General features: G+C 51.7%; 14 protein-coding genes, 1 rRNA gene and 1 riboswitch. Of the genes, 11 read left to right on the forward strand and 4 right to left on the reverse strand.

Features of this window, described 5'->3' with window-relative positions; all coding sequences use genetic code 11:
* Positions 1–207: 207 nt before the first annotated feature.
* Positions 208–1,104, forward strand: coding sequence for a methylenetetrahydrofolate reductase (gene metF, locus O3W44_RS13175; protein WP_269293414.1), 897 nt, complete (start codon positions 208–210; stop codon positions 1,102–1,104).
* Between the two features lie 724 nt (positions 1,105–1,828).
* On the opposite strand, the gene ppc is transcribed toward metF, so the two are convergent.
* Together ppc and argE are read right to left on the reverse strand one after the other, a co-directional pair.
* Positions 1,829–4,480, reverse strand: coding sequence for a phosphoenolpyruvate carboxylase (gene ppc / locus O3W44_RS13180; protein WP_269293415.1), 2,652 nt, complete (start codon positions 4,478–4,480; stop codon positions 1,829–1,831).
* 244 nt (positions 4,481–4,724) lie between these two features.
* A complete protein-coding gene (argE, locus tag O3W44_RS13185; protein ID WP_269293416.1) occupies positions 4,725–5,873 on the reverse strand; it encodes an acetylornithine deacetylase in 1,149 nt (382 codons plus the stop codon).
* Between the two features lie 167 nt (positions 5,874–6,040).
* Between argE and argC the strand changes: the two genes are divergently transcribed.
* The 5 genes from argC to oxyR all read left to right on the forward strand — a co-directional run bounded on the left by argC (position 6,041) and on the right by oxyR (position 11,696).
* Positions 6,041–7,045 carry an N-acetyl-gamma-glutamyl-phosphate reductase gene (gene argC, locus O3W44_RS13190; RefSeq protein WP_269293417.1) on the forward strand — a complete coding sequence of 335 codons (1,005 nt, stop codon included), beginning with the start codon at positions 6,041–6,043 and terminating at the stop codon, positions 7,043–7,045.
* Between the two features lie 18 nt (positions 7,046–7,063).
* Complete coding sequence (gene argB / locus O3W44_RS13195) at positions 7,064–7,840, forward strand: acetylglutamate kinase (protein WP_269293418.1); 777 nt, start codon at positions 7,064–7,066, stop codon at positions 7,838–7,840.
* A gap of 24 nt (positions 7,841–7,864) precedes the next feature.
* A complete protein-coding gene (locus tag O3W44_RS13200) occupies positions 7,865–9,082 on the forward strand; it encodes an argininosuccinate synthase (RefSeq protein WP_269293419.1) in 1,218 nt (405 codons plus the stop codon).
* Positions 9,083–9,172: 90 nt separating this feature from the next.
* A complete protein-coding gene (gene argH / locus O3W44_RS13205) occupies positions 9,173–10,546 on the forward strand; it encodes an argininosuccinate lyase (RefSeq protein WP_269293420.1) in 1,374 nt (457 codons plus the stop codon).
* Between the two features lie 232 nt (positions 10,547–10,778).
* The gene (oxyR, locus tag O3W44_RS13210; RefSeq protein WP_269293421.1) at positions 10,779–11,696 is read left to right on the forward strand and encodes a DNA-binding transcriptional regulator OxyR; all 918 of its coding nucleotides are present in this window, start codon (positions 10,779–10,781) and stop codon (positions 11,694–11,696) included.
* On the opposite strand, the gene sthA is transcribed toward oxyR, so the two are convergent.
* Complete coding sequence (sthA, locus tag O3W44_RS13215; protein WP_269293422.1) at positions 11,679–13,079, reverse strand: Si-specific NAD(P)(+) transhydrogenase; 1,401 nt, start codon at positions 13,077–13,079, stop codon at positions 11,679–11,681. The genes oxyR and sthA overlap by 18 nt on opposite strands.
* A 192-nt stretch (positions 13,080–13,271) precedes the next feature.
* Between sthA and fabR the strand changes: the two genes are divergently transcribed.
* Both fabR and O3W44_RS13225 read left to right on the forward strand, forming a co-directional pair.
* Positions 13,272–13,916 (forward strand): HTH-type transcriptional repressor FabR, encoded by a 645-nt coding sequence (gene fabR, locus O3W44_RS13220; RefSeq protein WP_269293423.1) that lies wholly within the window; start codon positions 13,272–13,274, stop codon positions 13,914–13,916.
* Between the two features lie 17 nt (positions 13,917–13,933).
* Positions 13,934–14,287: a YijD family membrane protein gene (locus O3W44_RS13225; protein WP_269293424.1), complete on the forward strand. Its 354-nt coding sequence runs from the start codon at positions 13,934–13,936 to the stop codon at positions 14,285–14,287.
* Positions 14,288–14,320: 33 nt separating this feature from the next.
* Here the strand turns inward: O3W44_RS13225 and trmA are convergent, their stop codons facing one another.
* Positions 14,321–15,424, reverse strand: a complete 1,104-nt coding sequence (gene trmA, locus O3W44_RS13230; protein WP_269293425.1) for a tRNA (uridine(54)-C5)-methyltransferase TrmA — start codon at positions 15,422–15,424, stop codon at positions 14,321–14,323.
* 112 nt (positions 15,425–15,536) lie between these two features.
* A riboswitch (cobalamin riboswitch) is annotated at positions 15,537–15,717 on the forward strand.
* 54 nt (positions 15,718–15,771) lie between these two features.
* Between trmA and btuB the strand changes: the two genes are divergently transcribed.
* From btuB to O3W44_RS13245, 3 genes are all read left to right on the forward strand, one after another.
* Entirely contained in the window at positions 15,772–17,649 is a 1,878-nt protein-coding gene (gene btuB / locus O3W44_RS13235) for a TonB-dependent vitamin B12 receptor BtuB (RefSeq protein ID WP_269293426.1), read from the forward strand.
* Positions 17,594–18,445: a glutamate racemase gene (gene murI / locus O3W44_RS13240; protein WP_269293427.1), complete on the forward strand. Its 852-nt coding sequence runs from the start codon at positions 17,594–17,596 to the stop codon at positions 18,443–18,445. The genes btuB and murI overlap by 56 nt, the downstream gene beginning before the upstream one ends.
* A 402-nt stretch (positions 18,446–18,847) precedes the next feature.
* A 16S ribosomal RNA gene (locus O3W44_RS13245) occupies positions 18,848–20,390 on the forward strand.
* Positions 20,391–20,460: the final 70 nt, after the last annotated feature.

Raw genomic sequence — 20,460 nt, forward strand, 5'->3', positions numbered from 1 at the left:
GTGGACAGGCGTTCACTGCGCCTGTCCTGCCATCCTTTTATCCCCCTCAAATGCATTTCTTTCAGGTTGTTTGAACATTTATCACCGTTCTCAATCATTTTTAAGTTGACGCTGCGCTAAGAATCGTTCATTTTGAGCATCTGGACGTCTAAACGTATGGATGTTCACGGGGCAACAGTTAACCGACGTGATCAATGAGGTAGCAGGATGAGTTTCTTTCATGCCAATCAGCGCGAAGCACTTAATCAAAACCTGGCAGAGCTGAACGGCCAAATTAATGTCTCGTTTGAATTTTTTCCGCCGCGTACCAGCGAAATGGAAGAGACTCTGTGGCACTCTATCGATCGCTTAAGCAGCCTGAAGCCAAAATTTGTTTCAGTAACCTATGGCGCTAACTCAGGGGAGCGCGATCGCACTCACAGCATCATTAAAGGCATCAAAGATCGCACTGGCTTAGAAGCGGCACCGCATTTGACCTGTATCGATGCGACACGCGATGAATTACGCACCATCGCCCAGGATTACTGGAATAATGGCATTCGTCACATCGTGGCGCTGCGTGGTGATTTGCCCGCTGGCAGCGGCAAACCTGAAATGTACGGCTGCGATCTGGTGTCGCTGCTCAAAGAGGTCGGTGATTTCGATATTTCTGTCGCCGCTTATCCGGAAGTGCATCCGGAAGCAAAAAGCGCGCAGGCCGATCTGATTAACCTGAAGCGTAAAATTGATGCGGGTGCTAACCGTGCCATTACCCAGTTTTTCTTTGATGTTGAAAGCTACTTACGCTTCCGTGATCGCTGTGTGGCAACCGGCATTGATGTGGAAATTGTGCCGGGTATTCTGCCGGTCTCTAACTTTAAGCAACTGCAACGCTTCGCTACCATGACTAACGTGCGTGTGCCAGGCTGGATGAGCGCCATGTTTGCCGGTCTGGATGATGACGCAGAAACGCGCAAAATGGTTGGTGCCAACATCGCTATGGATATGGTGAAAATCCTGTCCCGCGAAGGCGTTAAAGATTTCCATTTCTATACGCTGAACCGCGCTGAAATGAGCTATGCGATTTGCCATACGTTAGGCGTACGTCCGATAGTCGCTGCGTAATGCAGCTTAGCTAAGCCGCTGGCCGTTAGATTTTTAAAACCGTTATCACCGCGAGGGATAACGTTTTTTTATTTTGCAGGAAATTAAACCTGGGAATAGCTGTTATGCTGTTTTTAATGAACACGTTTATATTACGCCAATGAGTAAAGCTTACTGTTAATAATATAAGATTGAATGGGTTTTAGAATAACACTTAAATCTCATCGGTAATTAATTCAGTCTGAGTGTATGTGTTTTTTATTTAGTCTTGTTTTTAATCTCTTGTGTTTGACCTCAGCTTTTCATGGTAATAATTGATATTCCCCCGCAGAAGAATTAATTTTAGTGATTGGCGTTGGCTCAGGAAGGAATGCTGGCAGTAATTGTCACTCGACTGGCACCTGCTCATGATATTCACCAAGAGAAGATTAAATGAAGCCTGTGTTATACCAGGTATATTAATCGCTTCGACTTTTTTAGCTCCCTGTGGGTTATTGCCTAATAGTTGGCTTAATTTCCTTTCGACGGGTTTCGCTAAAATTATGATTATCGCCAGCTCATTTTGTGGTTGCATTGAATTAACAAGAAGAGTCGTTTCCTTATGTGTGACAGTCGATGAAGAGCGCAAAGATAATTGATAAGCAACAATATTAATAAAAGGCTCATTTCAGTGAGCCTTTTATTGTTGCGTTCGGCTTGTGATGCCAGTTACAGATGACCTTCTGCATCCAGGCATGTTTTACCGCTAGCCGGTGTTACGCATCCCGGCGGCTACGCCCGCAATCGTTACCATCAGCGCCTGTTCAACCCGTGCATCTGGCTCGTTACCACGCTCTTCCTGGGCGCGTGAGCGATGCAGCAGCTCCGCCTGAAGAACATTAAGCGGATCGGTATAGACGTTGCGCAGGGCAATCGACTCCGCAATCCACGGCTGGTCAGCCATTAAATGTGCATCGTTGGCGATGGTTAATACCGCTTTAATATCCGCATCTAACTGATCGCGTAACTGTTTGCCCAGCGGCCACAGCGATTTATCCACCAGACGCTGATCGTAGTATTCCGCCAGCCACAGGTCAGCTTTGGAGAACACCATTTCAAGCATGCCGAGGCGGGTAGAGAAGAAAGGCCAGTCGCGACACATCGCTTCCAGCTGATCCTGATGTCCCGCGTCCATTGCCTGTTGTAAGGCGGCACCGGCACCCAGCCAGGCTGGCAGCATCAAACGGTTTTGTGTCCAGGCAAAAATCCACGGGATGGCGCGCAGGGATTCAACGCCACCGGCGGGGCGACGCTTCGCCGGACGCGAGCCGAGCGGCAGTTTACCCAGCTCTTGCTCAGGTGTTGCCGAGCGGAAGTAGGGCACGAAATCAGGATTTTCACGGACGTAACCGCGATACATAGCGCAGGAATCGGCAGAGAGCTGATCCATGATGCTGCGCCACTCTTTTTTCGGTTCTGGCGGCGGCATCAGGTTGGCTTCCAGAATTGCACCGGTATAAAGCGACAGGCTGGCGATGGTGACCTCTGGCAATCCGTACTTAAAGCGGATCATTTCACCCTGTTCCGTCACGCGCAGGCCGCCTTTCAGGCTGCCTGGAGGTTGCGACAGCAGTGCCGCGTGAGCAGGCGCACCGCCACGACCAATGGTGCCGCCGCGTCCGTGGAACAGCGTTAATGAAATACCTGCTTTTTCACAGGTTTTGATCAACGCATCCTGCGCCTGATACTGCGCCCAACTGGCGGCCATGACTCCGGCATCTTTCGCCGAGTCGGAATAGCCAATCATCACCATCTGTTTGCCCTGAATAAAACCGCGATACCAGTCAATGCTGAGAAGCTGGCTCATCACGTCATTGGCGTTGTTCAGGTCGTCGAGGGTTTCAAACAGTGGTGCCACCGGCATGGCAAAAGAAATACCGGCCTCTTTTAACAGTAAATGCACAGCCAGCACGTCGGATGGCGTTTTTGCCATCGAAATCACGTAAGCAGCAATGGAGCCTTGCGGCGCTTCAGCCGCAACGCGGCAGGTTTCCAGCACTTCACGTGTATCGTCGCTGGGTTCCCAGCTACGCGGCAGCAGAGGACGTTTGGAATTCAGTTCGCGGATCAGGAAAGCCTGCTTGTCAGCTTCTGACCAGCTTTCGTAATCGCCGAGGCCCAGATAACGGGTGACTTCAGCAATGGCTAAGGTATGGCGGGTACTTTCCTGGCGCAGGTCGATACGTACCAGCGGTACGCCAAAACACTTAACGCGGCGCAGCGTGTCGAGCAACTGGCCGTTGGCGATAATCCCCATACCGCACTGCTGCAATGACTGGTAAATCGTGTAAAGCGGCTGCCACAGTTGGTCATTGGAAACCAGTAAATCTGCCGGACGCGGCAGGCGTTCACCTTTCAGGCGACGTTCCAGATAAGACTGCGTGGTCATTAGCTGGCTACGGATGCGTTTCAAAATCATGCGGTAAGGCTCAATCGCCTCTGGATCGCCACATAACTCACGCACGTCATCGCTACATTCAGACATCGACAGTTCAGAAATCAGTACGCCAATATCGCGCAGGAACAGATCGGCGGCTTTCCAGCGGCTCAACTGCATGGCATGGCGGGTAATCGATGCCGTGACGTTTGGGTTGCCATCACGATCGCCGCCCATCCAGGAAGTAAACTGCACCGGGACAAAATCGACCGGCAGCTTAATGCCAAATGACTCTTCAACCTGCTCGTTCAGTTCGCGCAGGAAAGCAGGCACGCCTTCCCACAGGCTGTTTTCCACCACCGCAAAGCCCCATTTGGCTTCATCAATTGGCGTTGGACGGTATTTACGGATTTCATCGGTATGCCACGCTTGCGCCACTAACTGACGCAGGCGACGCATGATCTGGTTACGTTCGTAGTCAGAAATATCACTGTGATCGAGCTGCTTCAGACAGCTATTCACTTCAACCAGTTTATGGATCAGCGTACGACGGGTAATCTCTGTCGGATGAGCGGTCAGAACCAGTTCCAGTGATAAGGACTCAATCGCGGCGCGGATGGCGCTTTCGCTAATATCGCTCTGCTGCTTGAGGTTTTCGAACGTTTTCTTCAACAGTTCCGGATGATTCGCCCCTTCGCCGTTGTGAGAGATGGTTTGATACTGTTCAGCGACGTTGGTGAGATTGAGGAACTGACTAAAGGCACGCGCAACCGGCAGGAGTTCGTCATTAGACAGATTTTGCAGCGTATTGAGCAGCTCCTTGCGATGAGTGTCATTTCCCGCACGGGATGACTTGGAAAGTTTGCGGATGGTTTCTACCCGCTCAAGGATGTTCTCTCCAAGCGCATCCTTAATCGTATCCCCGAGCAGTTTGCCGAGCATACTGACATTACTTCGCATTGCGGAATATTGTTCGTTCATTTGACCCTGACACCCTCATCGTCTTTTAAACTTCTACACCCACCGGGCATAACATCGTCTTTTATCTAGCCACGTAATGTTCCTTTCGTCAATTGACTTAAACTGACGCAAACGTGCCGCTAAATAACGGAAATTCATAGAATTTAATTAAGGCGAAGCGGGATAAGTTATTCTTATCATTAAATCCCGCAGAATGACAGGGCATTTTGCTGCTTTTGCAGTGAAATGCCCCATTTGATGTTAATCAGTGACAAAAATGCTGTACAACCTGACTGATAAGCTCACGAGTGGGCTTTATAAATGCCGTATCAATAAATTCATCTGGCTGGTGCGCCTGATTAATTGAGCCTGGGCCTAACACCAGAGTTGGACACAGCTGCTGAATGAACGGTGCTTCGGTGCAATAGTTCACCACTTCAGTTGGCGTACCCAGTAATTTCTCTACCACTTTCACCAGTTCATGGTTAGCCGGACACTCATATCCCGGAATGGGTGGGTGCAGCTCGCCCACGTTGATTCGGCCTGGCCAGCGCGCGCTTACAGGTGCCAGCGCCTCGTTGAGTAATTCATCTAAATCGCTCAGCGTCAGGCCTGGCAGCGGACGAATATCCATATGCAATTCGCAGCAGGCGCAAATACGGTTAGCAGCATCACCGCCATTAATATGACCAAAATTCATGGTGGGATAAGGGATCGCGAAACCCTCATGGTGATAACGCTCTTTCAGCGTGTTACGCAACTGCATTAAATGACTGATAGATTCATGCATTAACTCAATCGCGTTAACGCCACGAGCCGGATCGCTGGAGTGTCCCGATTTACCTTCGATGCGAATCGCATGGGAAAGATGGCCTTTGTGGGCGCGCACGGGCTTAAGAGATGTCGGTTCACCGATGATGGCGCAGTCCGGACGCCACTGGGTGGATTCAGAAAAATACTTAGCACCCGCCATGGTTGTTTCTTCATCAGCGGTAGCCAGAATGTAAAGCGGTTTGCTCAGCGTTGTCACATCAACATCACGCAGCGTATCAAGAATGAAAGCAAAGAAGCCTTTCATGTCTGCAGTGCCTAAACCGTAAAGTTTGTTGTCGTGTTCGGTTAGCGTGAAAGGATCGCGCGTCCAGCGACCATCATCAAAGGGTACGGTATCGGTATGACCTGCCAGCAGCAGGCCACCGGCGCCGTTGCCGGTGCGGGCCAGCATATTGAATTTGTTGCGCGTGCCGGGTACCGGCTGCACTTCTACGCTGAAGCCGAGGTCACGAAACCAGCCAGCCAATAAATTGATTAAAGTTTCATTACTCTGATCCAGTGCAGCATCCGTTGCGCTGATTGATGGTGTTGCGATCAACTGGCGGTAGAGTTCGATAAAAGGCGGTAATTTTGTCTTCACTGTTGACGGTCCTTGAGTTAGGATGTATCAATATTCATGCATTAATAGTGAATAAAAATACAATAACGTCGCTTGCTTGTGAACTTAAAATCTCGGCAAACGGCATCGTGGGCAACGGGGCAAGGCCGCGACCCGGAACGTGTGACTGTAATAAGGTATACAGCCTGATGTTGAATACGCTGATCGTTGGTGCCAGTGGTTACGCTGGCGTAGAGCTTGCCACCTTCCTGAATCGCCATCCACATATGAACATAACCGCTTTGGCGGTTTCAGCGCAAAGCCCAGACGCCGGTAAACGCCTCTCTGATCTGCATCCGCAGCTCAAAGGCGTGGTCGATCTGCCGCTACAGCCGTTGAGCAGTGCTTCAGAGTGGGCAGATAAAGTCGACGTCGTGTTTCTGGCGACGGCCCATGAAGTCAGCCACGATTTGGCTCCTGAATTTCTTAAAGCGGGCTGTGTGGTGTTTGATTTGTCGGGCGCGTTCCGCGTCAACGACGGCGAGTTCTATAACCAATATTACGGTTTCACACATCAGCACGGCGACTGGCTGGATAAAGCCGTTTACGGTTTGGCTGAGTGGCAACATGAGAAGATTAAAGAAGCGCAGCTGGTTGCCGTGCCGGGCTGTTACCCAACGGCTGCTCAGCTGGCATTAAAACCGCTGGTGGAAGCTGGCTTGCTGAATGAAACGCAGTGGCCAGTGATCAACGCCACCAGTGGGGTGAGCGGTGCCGGGCGTAAAGCTAATGTTGGCACCAGCTTCTGCGAAGTTAGCCTGCAACCTTACGGACTGTTTTCTCATCGTCACCATCCGGAAATCGTTGCGCATCTTGGTACGCCGGTGATTTTTACGCCGCATCTTGGCAGTTTCCCGCGCGGTATTTTGGCCACGATTACCTGCCGGCTGAAAGCAGGCATTGGTCGTGACGATGTTGCCGATGCCTTCCACAATGCTTATCACGACAAGCCGCTGGTGCGCGTCTACGAGCAAGGCGTGCCTGCCCTGAAGGCGGTTGTAGGGTTGCCCTATTGTGATATCGGCTTTGCCGTGCAGGGCGAGCATCTGATTGTTGTCGCCGCCGAAGATAATCTGCTTAAAGGCGCAGCCTCACAGGCGGTACAGTGTTTAAACATTCGTTTCGGCTTCCCTGAAACGCAGTCACTGATTTAACGGACGAGTAAATTAGCCATGACCAATCCTTTAATTATCAAACTTGGCGGTGTGCTGTTAGACAGCGAAGAGGCGCTGGCCCGTTTGTTTGACGCGCTGCTGACTTATCGCAATACACATCAGCGCCCGCTGCTCATTGTTCACGGCGGTGGCTGCCTGGTGGACGACCTGATGAAAAAGCTGGCGCTGCCGGTGAAAAAGAAAAACGGCTTACGCGTCACGCCTGCCGATCAAATCGACATCATTACCGGCGCACTGGCGGGTACGGCAAATAAAACGCTGCTGGCGTGGGCGAAAAAATATGGTATCAACGCAGTAGGCTTGTGCCTCGGCGATGCAGGTTTGGTGAATGTTACTCAGTTCGATGAAGAACTCGGCCATGTGGGTAATGCTATGCCGGGTAACCCTGCCTTACTGAATACACTGCTGGATGCTGGTTATATGCCGGTGGTTAGCTCAATCGGTATTACTGATGGCGGCGACCTGATGAATGTCAACGCGGATCAGGCAGCAACCGCGCTGGCTTCCACCCTCGGTGCCGATCTCGTCTTGCTGTCTGATGTCAGCGGCATTCTGGACGGTAAAGGTCAGCGTATTGAAGAGATGACTGCAGACAAGGCCGAGCAGTTAATCGCTCAGGGCATCATTACTGATGGCATGATTGTTAAAGTGCATGCAGCACTTGATGCTGCCCGCACGCTGGGCCGCCCGGTGGATATCGCCAGCTGGCGTCATGCTGAGCAACTGCCCACTCTTTTTAACGGCGTGTCGATTGGCACCCGGATTCTCGCTTAACGACTCTGATTCAAGGATTACGAAATGCAAACGCAAGGTATCAAAAAAATCGTTCTGGCTTACTCCGGTGGCCTTGATACTTCAGCCATCATTCCATGGCTGAAAGAAAATTACGGCGGCTGTGAAGTTGTCGCGTTCGTGGCAGATATTGGTCAGGAGCGTAGCGATCTTGAAGGCGTTGAAAAGAAAGCGTTGCAGTCCGGCGCATCAGAATGCCACGTCGTTGATCTGCGTGAAGAGTTCATCAGTGATTATGTTTATCCGGTGCTGCAAACTGGTGCGCTGTATGAAGGCACTTACCTGCTGGGCACCTCAATGGCGCGTCCCATTATTGCTAAAGCACAGGTTGAGCTGGCGCTGAAAGTTGGTGCTGATGCGCTGTGCCACGGTGCAACCGGTAAAGGTAACGATCAGGTACGTTTCGAAACCACCTACACCGCGCTGGCTCCTCAACTGAAAGTGGTGGCGCCGTGGCGTGAATGGAACCTGCGTTCACGTGAAGCACTGCTGGACTACCTGAAAGAGCGTAACATCCCAACCACCGCATCGCTGGAAAAAATCTACAGCCGTGACGAGAATGCGTGGCATATTTCTACCGAAGGTGGCGTGCTGGAAAGCCCGTCAAACGCGCCAAACAAAGATTGCTGGGTCTGGACCGTTGATCCCCTGGAAGCGCCCGATCAGCCAGAAAACGTGACCGTGACCGTAGAGAAAGGCCGCGTTGTGGCGGTAAACGGTGAAAAGCTGAGCCCGTTCCAGTGCCTGGAAAAACTCAACGTGATCGGTGCAAAACATGGTGTAGGCCGTATCGATATCGTGGAAAACCGCCTGGTTGGTATTAAATCTCGCGGCTGCTACGAAACCCCAGGCGGCACCATTATGGTGAATGCCCTGCGCGCGGTTGAGCAGCTGGTACTGGATCGCGACAGTTTTAAATGGCGTGAGCAGTTAGGTCAGGAAATGTCCTATGTGGTCTACGATGGCCGCTGGTTTGCGCCACTGCGTAAATCTATCCAGGCGGCGGCTGAATCACTGGCCGAAGAGGTGAATGGCGAAGTGGTGCTGCAACTTTATAAAGGGCAGGCCACCGCCACGCAGAAACGTTCGGCAAACAGCCTGTACTCAGAAGAGTTTGCGACCTTTGGCGAAGACGAAGTTTACGATCACCGTCATGCAGGCGGTTTCATCCGTCTTTTCTCGCTCTCTTCACGCATTCGCGCCCTGAACGAGCAGAAAAAATAATTCTCAGGCGAGGTGCGCCTCGCCTCACAGCATAACCTCAGGGGCGGCATTTATGCCGCCCTTCGTTTAACGATTTGAAGGAGATTTCACATGGCACTTTGGGGTGGACGGTTTACCCAGGCAGCAGATCAACGTTTCAAACAGTTTAACGACTCGCTGCGCTTCGACTATCGCCTGGCGGAGCAGGACATCATTGGTTCAATCGCCTGGTCCAAAGCGTTAGTGACGGTAAACGTACTGAGCAGCGATGAGCAGCAGCAGCTGGAAGCCGCGCTGAACACGCTGTTAGCAGAGGTTCGCGCGAATCCCGAACAGATTTTGCAGAGCGATGCCGAAGATATTCACAGCTGGGTTGAAGGAAAGCTGATTGAAAAAGTCGGTGCACTGGGGAAAAAATTACACACCGGCCGCAGCCGTAACGATCAGGTCGCGACTGACCTGAAACTCTGGTGCAAAATGCAGGTGGAAGCGTTATCTGACGCGACCCGTGAATTACAACAGGCGCTGGTGGCCACTGCAGAAGCCAATCAGGATGCAGTAATGCCAGGCTATACCCATCTGCAACGTGCGCAGCCGGTGACGTTTGCTCACTGGTGTCTGGCCTATGTAGAAATGCTGGCGCGTGACGAGAGCCGTTTGCAGGATACGCTGAAACGTCTTGACGTAAGCCCACTAGGCTGTGGCGCACTGGCGGGGACGGCGTATGAAATTGATCGCCAGCAGTTAGCCGGCTGGTTGGGTTTTGCTTCTGCAACGCGCAACAGCCTGGACACGGTTTCCGATCGCGATCACGTTCTGGAATTGTTGTCTGATGCCGCTATTGGCATGGTGCATCTATCGCGCTTTGCTGAAGACATGATTTTTTTCAACACCGGTGAAGCGGGTTTTATTGAGCTGTCGGACAAGGTTACTTCTGGGTCATCACTGATGCCGCAAAAGAAAAACCCGGATGCGCTGGAGCTGATCCGTGGCAAGTGTGGCCGTGTACAGGGCGCACTGACCGGCATGATGATGACACTGAAAGGTTTACCGCTGGCGTACAACAAAGATATGCAGGAAGACAAAGAAGGTCTGTTCGACGCGCTGGATACCTGGCTCGACTGCCTGCATATGTCAGTGCTGGTGCTGGATGGTATTCAGGTTAAACGTCCACGCTGTCAGGAAGCCGCCGAGCAGGGTTACGCCAACTCCACTGAACTGGCGGATTATCTGGTCGCGAAAGGCGTACCGTTCCGGGAAGCACATCATATTGTGGGGGAAGCGGTGGTGGAAGCGATTAAGCAGGGCGTGGCGCTGGAGTCACTGTCACTGGCACAGTTACAGCAATTTAGCGCAGTGATTGAAGAAGATGTTTATCCGATCCTTGCGCTGCAAAGTTGCCTTGATAAGCGCAATGCGCAGGGTGGCGTTTCGCCGCAGCAAGTTGCACGCGCCATTACAGAGGCGAAGCAGCGTCTGGTATAAATTGCAGATAAAAAAAAGCGGGCACAGGAAATGCCCGCCAACCTCTAGCTTCAGAATTACTTTTTTATAGGCACATCATCAAAGGGTCAGCTTTCCTGCTGACACTGAGATTTTTTGCTGTAGTGACAGTCTTTATTTGATGTGTGCATTATTCCTATCGCCGCTTGATAGGGCTAATCGTTCATTGCTATTCTATCTATCGCCACGGGCTATCGTGGTTTGGAGGGTAACAATGAATATTCGTGATCTTGAATATCTGGTTTCGCTTGCTGAGCACCGTCATTTCCGCCGTGCTGCGGATGCGTGTCACGTTAGTCAGCCAACGCTGAGCGGGCAGATTCGTAAATTAGAAGATGAACTGGGCGTCATGCTGCTGGAGCGTACCAGCCGCAAAGTTTTGTTCACCCAGGCCGGTTTATTGCTGGTGGATCAGGCGCGGACCGTATTGCGTGAAGTGAAAGTGCTGAAAGAGATGGCGAGCCAACAAGGTGAAGCGATGTCAGGCCCGCTGCATATTGGTCTCATCCCAACCACCGGCCCCTATTTGTTGCCGCAAATTATTCCGATGTTGCATCAGACCTTTCCCAAGCTGGAAATGTATCTGCATGAAGCACAAACCCAGCAGCTGTTGGCGCAACTCGACAGCGGCAAGCTCGACTGCGCGATTCTGGCGTTAGTGAAAGAGAGTGAAGCGTTTATAGAAGTGCCTCTGTTTGATGAGCCGATGAAGCTGGCGATTTATCAGGACCACCCGTGGCGCGATCGCGATCGCGTGCCGATGTCCGATCTGGCTGGTGAGAAATTGCTGATGCTGGAAGATGGCCACTGTTTACGCGATCAGGCGATGGGCTTCTGCTTTGAAGCGGGGGCGGATGAAGATACGCATTTCCGTGCAACCAGCCTCGAAACGCTGCGTAACATGGTTGCGGCAGGCAGCGGCATTACCTTGTTACCTGCGCTGTCGGTGCCACCGGAGCGCGTACGCGATGGCGTCTGCTATTTGCCGTGCTACAAGCCAGTGCCGCAGCGCACTATCGCATTAGTCTATCGTCCGGGTTCACCTCTGCGCAGCCGTTATGAACAACTGGCAGAGGCAATTCGCACGCATATGCAGGGCTATCTCGACAGCACGTTAAAACAGGCGGTTTAAGCCATTTAACGCGGCTACGCGATAGGCCTCTGCCATCGTGGGGTAGTTAAAGGTGGTATTCACGAAATATTCAATCGTGTTGCCGCCGTTTTTCTGTTCCATGATGGCCTGACCGATATGAATGATCTCAGCGGCACGCTCGCCAAAGCAGTGGATGCCTAAAATCTCTTTGGTTTCACGGTGGAATAAAATCTTCAGGCTGCCCACGTTCATCCCGACAATCTGCGCACGCGCCAGATGTTTGAACTGGGCGCGTCCCACTTCGTAAGGCACTTTCATTGCGGTTAGCTGCTGCTCAGTTTTACCCACTGAACTGATTTCTGGAATGGTGTAAATCCCGGTGGGGATGTCTTCAATTAAGTGCGCTGAGGCCTCGCCTTTAATCAACGCTTGCGCCGCAATACGGCCCTGATCGTAAGCCGCTGATGCCAGGCTTGGATAACCGATAACATCACCCACTGCGTAGATATGCGGCTGGGCAGTCTGATACATGCTGTTTACTTTCAACAAGCCGCGGCCATCCGCTTCCAGCCCAACATTTTCCAGCGACAGCGAATCGGTGTTACCAGTACGACCGTTCGCATAGAGCAGGCAATCCGCTTTGACCTTCTTGCCCGACTTCAGGTGCATGATCACGCCGTCGCTAACACCTTCAATCTTCTCAAACTCTTCGTTGTGACGGATCACTACGCCGCTGTTCCAGAAGTGATATGAAAGCGAGTCGGACATCTCCTGATCAAGAAAAGCCAGCAGGCGATCGCGGGTGTTAATCAGATCGACCTTGACGTTCAGACCACGGAAAATTGACGCATATTCACAGCCAATGACCCCTGCGCCATAAATAATGACGTGACCCGGCTCGTGGTGCAGATTGAGAATCGAATCGGAATCGTAAATACGAGGATGGGTAAAGTCGACGTCTGCTGGGTGATAAGGACGAGAACCACAGGCGATAACAAATTTTTCTGCTGTCAGGCGCTCACGCGAACCATCCGGTTGTTCAATTTCAACCGTATTGGCATCGACAAAACGCGCATCGCCCTGATAAAGCTCACAGCGGTTGCGTTCGTAAAAGCCCTGGCGCATAGCCGTTTGCTGGCTGATAACGTTTTCGGTGTGGTTGAGAATATCGGCAAAGGAGGAGCGAAGAAGTCGGGTGTGGTCACTGTAAAGCGGGTTTTGATTGAACTCAATGATACGACTCACTGCATGACGAAGGGCTTTAGAAGGGATGGTGCCCCAGTGCGTACAACCGCCGCCAATGTTGTGGTAGCGTTCAATCACCGCGATGCGCGCTCCCTGCTTCACCAGCCCCATCGCCGCACCTTCGCCGCCAGGTCCTGAGCCAATCACAATGGCATCGTAATCGTAAGACTTTTGCATACCGATACGTCCTATTATTTATACATTTTTACAACGGGATTCTAACATCTCGCCGCGCACATCTGAATTCTATCAGCGATTTTCCACGCGGTTTGACAAAGAGTGAGGTTCACAGGCGATCACAAAGTTTGCGCATATGTACGCTGAATATTTTGTTATAGTGCCCCTTCAACACCGCAAAAGGCAGAGAGAATGGGCGTCAGAGCGCAACAGAAAGAACGTACACGACGTACACTGATTGAAGCAGCTTTCAGTCAGCTCAGCGCCGAACGCAGTTTTGCCAGTTTAAGCTTACGTGAAGTCGCGCGTGAAGCCGGGATCGCACCGACTTCCTTTTATCGGCATTTTAAAGATGTTGATGAGCTCGGGTTGACGATGGTGGATGAAAGCGGATTAATGCTACGCCAGTTAATGCGCCAGGCGCGACAGCGCATCGCCAAAGGCGGCAGCATCATCAAAACGTCTGTGGCGACGTTCATGGAGTTTATCGGCAACAATCCCAACGCATTCCGCCTTTTACTACGTGAACGCTCTGGCACGTCTGCTGCTTTTCGCGCCGCCGTTGCGCGTGAAATTCAGCACTTTATTGCTGAACTGGCCGATTATCTTGAGGTCGAAAATCGCATGCCGCGTAGCTTTACCGAAGCGCAAGCGGAAGCGATGGTGACCATCGTATTTAGCGCGGGTGCGGAAGCGTTGGATGTCGATATTGAGCAACGGCGCAAGCTGGAAGATCGTTTGGTATTGCAGTTACGCATGATTGCCAAAGGCGCCTATTACTGGTATCGCCGTGAACAAGAGCGGCTGGCGGTAACCCTGGATAAACCCGAAGAGTAATGAATAAGGATAATGCTATGACCCAACAGGTTCCTCGCGATAAAGGCACGCTAATACTGGCTTTTATTACCGGTTTAGCGATTAACGGTTCATTTTCCGTGCTGTTTAGTGCTTTTGTCCCTTTTTCGATCTTTCCATTGATTGCGCTAGGTTTAGCGGCATGGTGTCTGCATCAACGCTATCTGAACTGTAATATGCCAGAGGGTATGCCGGGGCTGGCCGCTGCGTTTTTCCTGTTGGGCATTCTGGTGTACAGCGCGCTGGTGCGCGCCGAGTATCCCGATATGGGATCCAATTTTGTTCCCACCATTTTGATGGTGGCGCTGGTGTTCTGGATCGCGAGCCGCATCAGACGCAGACGGAATCGATAAAGTAGAAGCGGGAACCTCTGGGTTCCCGTTTTTTTAGGCTTTGCGCGTAAGCAACACGCCGCATTCCATATGATGGGTATAGGGAAACTGATCGAACAGCGCCAGGCGCGTGATGTCATGAGTTTGCGCCAGTGTTTGCAGATTGTCGCACAGCGTTTGTGGATTGCAGGAGATATAAAGGATGCGCGGATAAGCCTGCACCATTTTCACCGTTTCATCATCCAGCCCGCTGCGCGGTGGATCGACAAAAATGGTTTCACACTCATAACTTTGCAGATCAATGCCCTGCAAACGGTTAAAGCTGCGCGCGCCATTCATTGCCTGCGTAAACTCTTCGGCTGCCATGCGAATGATTTGTACGTTATCGATCTGGTTGGCTTCAATATTGAACTGTGCCGAAGCCACCGACGGTTTAGCAATTTCAGTGGCCAATACCCGGCGGAAATTGCGTGCCAGTGCCAGTGAAAAGTTACCGTTACCGCAATAAAGTTCCAGCAAATCGCCGCGTGAACCTTCCGTCGCCTTCAGCGCCCACTCCAGCATCTGAATATTCATTGCAGCATTAGGCTGGGTAAAACTGTTTTCGACCTGACGATAGATCATTTCGCGGCCCGCAACCGGTAAGCGTTCATCGACATAGTCGCGATCCAGGCAAATTTTCGTTTTAGTCGCGCGACCAATGAGTTGTACGTCAAAACCTTGTGCCCGCAACGCATCGCGCAATTTGCTGGCGGCTTGTTGCCAGACCTCGTCCAGCTTGCGGTGATACAGCAGTGAAATCACAATCTGCTGGCTCATGGTGGATAAATAATCGATCTGAAACAGCTTATGGCGCAGCGTGTTGTTATCACGGATCGCTGCGATCATTTTTGGCATCAGTTGATTAATCAATTCGCTGGCTGCCGGGAACTGATCGACGCGGATGCGTTCCCGCGTCTGCTGATCGAAAATGATGTGATAAATATCATCGCCATCGTGCCACAGACGAAACTCTGCGCGCATACGATAGTGGCTGACCGGTGAGCGAAACACCTCCACTTCCGGCGCAGCAAAAGGTGTCATCATCGTGGTTAAACGACTGACTTTTTCGGCCAGCTGCGCGTCATATTGTTCAATAGGGAGATGTTCGGGTGTCATGATCAATCCTGGTTAATAGCAAGCTTGCCGGGCGATTGTAGGCATTCACTTGCTGATGTCCAGTGCTGTGCAGATAAGATGTGTAGCAGTCTGGACATCTACAGGCACCATCCGTAGACTGCGTGCGCCGGTCTCAGCCTGAGTTAACAGGGAATCCAGTGCGAATCTGGAGCTGACGCGCAGCGGTAAAGAATGTCGTGGTGATTGCAATTGCAGACACTGTCCTGCGGGATGGGAAGTCTTCACCATTTATGATTCCCAGCCCGAAGACCTGCCGGCGTGACGTCGCAACTCGTATAATCATCGCGTGCTATTGATTGTATGCCTGCGGCATCCTGCTTCGTCTATTGGATGCTATAAAAAATGAAAAAACCAAAGCATCGCTGTGCGCTTTCAGTGCAACGGCGATCTCTCTCTGGGCGCAAAATGGTTTCGCTCAGGTGAATGATGATACGCAAATTGTTACTGCTAATCGTTTTGCACAACCAGTGTCGAGCGTGTTAGCGCCAACCACAGTAGTGACGCGTAATGATATCGATCGCTGGCAAGCAAAAAGCCTGACGGATGTCATGCGCCGACTGCCCGGCGTCGATATTGCGCAAAACGGTGGGGTAGGGCAAACCAGCTCTTTATTTATCCGCGGCACCGGTTCTAACCATGTTCTGGTGCTGATTGATGGTATACGTCTTAATCAGGCCGGCATTACCGGATCGTCCGACCTCAGCCAGATTCCTGTTTCATTAGTACAGCGCATTGAATATATCCGCGGGACGCGCTCTGCTGTGTACGGTTCTGATGCAATAGGTGGCGTGGTGAATATTATTACCGGTCGTGCGCAAACCGGCACCACGCTGACAGCCGGTGTCGGTTCACATGGCTATCAGTCTTATGATGGCTCGACTCAGCAGATGCTGGGTGACGCGACTACATTAACCATGGCGGGTAACTATACCTACACCAAAGGCTATGATGTCATTGCCAATTATCCCGACAACTACGGAACACCGGCTCAGAAAGATCGCGATGGTTTTATGAGCAAAACATTGTATGGCGCGCTGGAACATCAATTCAGTGAGCAGTTCAGCGGTTTTGTACGTGGCTATGGATTTGACAATCGTACCGCTTATGACGGTTCAGCAACCTACGTTGAGCCAGATACTTTTGTTGATACTCGTCAGTTATATAGCCAAAGCTGGGATGGCGGCCTGCGTTTCAGTCAGGGCATCTATTCTACCCAACTGATCGCCAGTTACAGTCATACCAAAGATTACAATTACAGTCCGGCGCTGGGTCGTTATGACAGCAGCACGGCGACGCTGGACGATATCGAGCAATATAACCTGCAATGGGGCAATAACTTGCAGGTCGGCCACGGCACGGTAAGTGGTGGTGTTGACTGGCAAAAAGAGAGTACCGAGCCGGGAACAAGCTACCTGACCGAAGGTTATGAGCAGCGTAATACCGGACTTTATGCCACTGCGCAGCAGCAGTTTGGTCAGCTAACGCTCGAAGGCGCGTTGCGTGGTGATAATAACAGCCAGTTTGGCTGGCATACGACGTGGCAAACGGCTGCCGCCTGGGAATTTATCGAAGGTTATCGTGTTTTCGCCAACTACGGCACGGCATTTAAAGCGCCGCAGTTTGGTCAGTTGTATGGCTCAGGCTATGGCAATCCCGATCTTGATCCCGAATCAAGCAAGCAGTGGGAAGGCGGTTTTGACGGTTTGACCGGCCCGGTAAGCTGGCGTTTTTCCGGGTATCGTAACGATATTGATGACATGATTGGCTTTGCTAATAATCGTTATTACAACGTTAACAAGGCACGCATTAAAGGCGTTGAAGCGACGGCCTCGTTTGATACCGGGCCAGTAAGCCACACTCTTTCATACGATTATCTTGATGCACGTGATGCTGAAACCGATCAATGGTTGCCGCGTCGTGCTAAAGAGCAGTTGAAATACCAGCTCGACTGGACGGTATATGACTTTGACTGGTCTGTCAGCTATCAATACCTGGGTGAACGCTACGACACAGATTACAACACTAATAAAAGAGTGACGTTAGGTGGTGTAAGCTTATGGGATCTCGCAGTGTCGTATCCAGTCACATCACATCTCACGGTTCGTGGTAGAATTGCCAACCTGTTCGACAAAGATTACGAGACAGCGTATGGCTATCAAACTCCCGGGCGAGAATATTACTTCAGCGGCAGCTACAGCTTCTAATCTCCGTCCCACCGTGTTGGTATTCGACTCTGGCGTTGGTGGGCTTTCCGTTTATGAAGAGGTTCGGCAACTTCTGCCGGACCTCCATTATCTTTATGCTTTTGATAATGCGGGCTTCCCTTACGGCGAGAAAACCGAGACGTTTATTATTGAACGCGTTGTGGAAATCGTTGAGGCCATTACCCAGCGTTACCCGCTTTCTCTGGTCATCATCGCCTGTAATACCGCCAGTACTATTTCTTTACCTGCATTGCGCGAACGCTTTGCCTTTCCGGTTGTCGGTGTGGTTCCGGCAATAAAGCCTGCGGCACGCTTGACGCGCAACGGCGTCGTGGGGCTTTTGGCTACGCGAGCAACAGTACGCCGTTCTTATACCCATGAGTTAGTCACTCTGTTTGCTAAAACCTGCAAAATCGAAATGCTGGGTTCTGCAGAGTTGGTGGAACTGGCTGAAGCTAAATTGCATGGTAATAAGGTGGCGCTGGAAGAAGTGCGGCGTATCGTACAACCCTGGTTGCGTATGGCTGAACCGCCTGACACCGTGGTACTAGGCTGTACGCATTTTCCTTTACTGCGTGAAGAGCTTCAACGTGTGTTACCGGAAGGGACGCGCCTGATTGATTCAGGTGCGGCCATTGCACGCCGGACAGCCTGGCTGTTAGAACATGAAGCGCCTGAAGTCCGTTCTTCTGAGGAGAATGCAGCGTTTTGCACCCGCCTGGATGGTGAAGCGGTACAATTATCACCCGTTTTGCAGCGATATGGCTTTCCTTTGCTTGAAAAACTAGCGGTTTAATGCCTTTTAGTTGAAAAAAACAGCAGTCAGCAAATTATTTGAAATTAGCCCTTGTCAGCCCGCAGGAACTCCCTATAATGCGCCTCCACTGACACGGCACACCGGCTTACGGAATGACGGGTCGGGAGGTTCAGGAGACTGAGCCGCCGGAGAAAAACTTCGAAAAAAGAAGTTGACTCTGAAGGAGGTTAGCGTAATATACGCCACCTCGCGACAGACGGTTAACCCGCTGGTCGCACTGCTCTTTAACAATTTATCAGACAATCTGTGTGGGCACTCGCAGGATTGATATCAGCGTCTCCGGACGTAAAAAATATCAAGTCTCTGCTGGGTGAACACGTAATTCATTACGAAGTTTAATTCACAGAGCATCGCTTCACGGGTTGAAGCAAATCAAACTTTAAATTGAAGAGTTTGATCATGGCTCAGATTGAACGCTGGCGGCAGGCCTAACACATGCAAGTCGGACGGTAGCACAGGAGAGCTTGCTCTTTGGGTGACGAGTGGCGGACGGGTGAGTAATGTCTGGGGATCTGCCCGATGGAGGGGGATAACCACTGGAAACGGTGGCTAATACCGCATAACGTCGCAAGACCAAAGATGGGGACCTTCGGGCCTCACACCATCGGATGAACCCAGATGGGATTAGCTAGTAGGCGGGGTAACGGCCCACCTAGGCGACGATCCCTAGCTGGTCTGAGAGGATGACCAGCCACACTGGAACTGAGACACGGTCCAGACTCCTACGGGAGGCAGCAGTGGGGAATATTGCACAATGGGCGCAAGCCTGATGCAGCCATGCCGCGTGTATGAAGAAGGCCTTCGGGTTGTAAAAGTACTTTCAGCGGGGAGGAAGGGATGAGGTTTAATACGCCTCGTCATTGACGTTACCCGCAGAAGAAGCACCGGCTAACTCCGTGCCAGCAGCCGCGGTAATACGGAGGGTGCAAGCGTTAATCGGAATTACTGGGCGTAAAGCGCACGCAGGCGGTCTGTTAAGTCAGATGTGAAATCCCCGGGCTTAACCTGGGAACTGCATTTGAAACTGGCAGGCTTGAGTCTCGTAGAGGGGGGTAGAATTCCAGGTGTAGCGGTGAAATGCGTAGAGATCTGGAGGAATACCGGTGGCGAAGGCGGCCCCCTGGACGAAGACTGACGCTCAGGTGCGAAAGCGTGGGGAGCAAACAGGATTAGATACCCTGGTAGTCCACGCCGTAAACGATGTCGACTTGGAGGTTGTGCCCTTGAGGCGTGGCTTCCGGAGCTAACGCGTTAAGTCGACCGCCTGGGGAGTACGGCCGCAAGGTTAAAACTCAAATGAATTGACGGGGGCCCGCACAAGCGGTGGAGCATGTGGTTTAATTCGATGCAACGCGAAGAACCTTACCTACTCTTGACATCCACGGGATCGGGCAGAGATGCCTGAGTGCCTTCGGGAACCGTGAGACAGGTGCTGCATGGCTGTCGTCAGCTCGTGTTGTGAAATGTTGGGTTAAGTCCCGCAACGAGCGCAACCCTTATCCTTTGTTGCCAGCGATTCGGTCGGGAACTCAAAGGAGACTGCCGGTGATAAACCGGAGGAAGGTGGGGATGACGTCAAGTCATCATGGCCCTTACGAGTAGGGCTACACACGTGCTACAATGGCGCATACAAAGAGAAGCGACCTCGCGAGAGCAAGCGGACCTCATAAAGTGCGTCGTAGTCCGGATCGGAGTCTGCAACTCGACTCCGTGAAGTCGGAATCGCTAGTAATCGTGGATCAGAACGCCACGGTGAATACGTTCCCGGGCCTTGTACACACCGCCCGTCACACCATGGGAGTGGGTTGCAAAAGAAGTAGGTAGCTTAACCTCCGGGAGGGCGCTTACCACTTTGTGATTCATGACTGGGGTGAAGTCGTAACAAGGTAACCGTAGGGGAACCTGCGGTTGGATCACCTCCTTACCTGAAGATACCTTCCCGCGAAGTGCTCACACAGATTGTCTGATAGAAAGTAAAGAAGCAGTAAAACCCC

Origin of the sequence: Pantoea sp. LMR881 (assembly GCF_027157825.1) — a bacterium.
GTDB lineage: Bacteria > Pseudomonadota > Gammaproteobacteria > Enterobacterales > Enterobacteriaceae > Pantoea > Pantoea haifensis.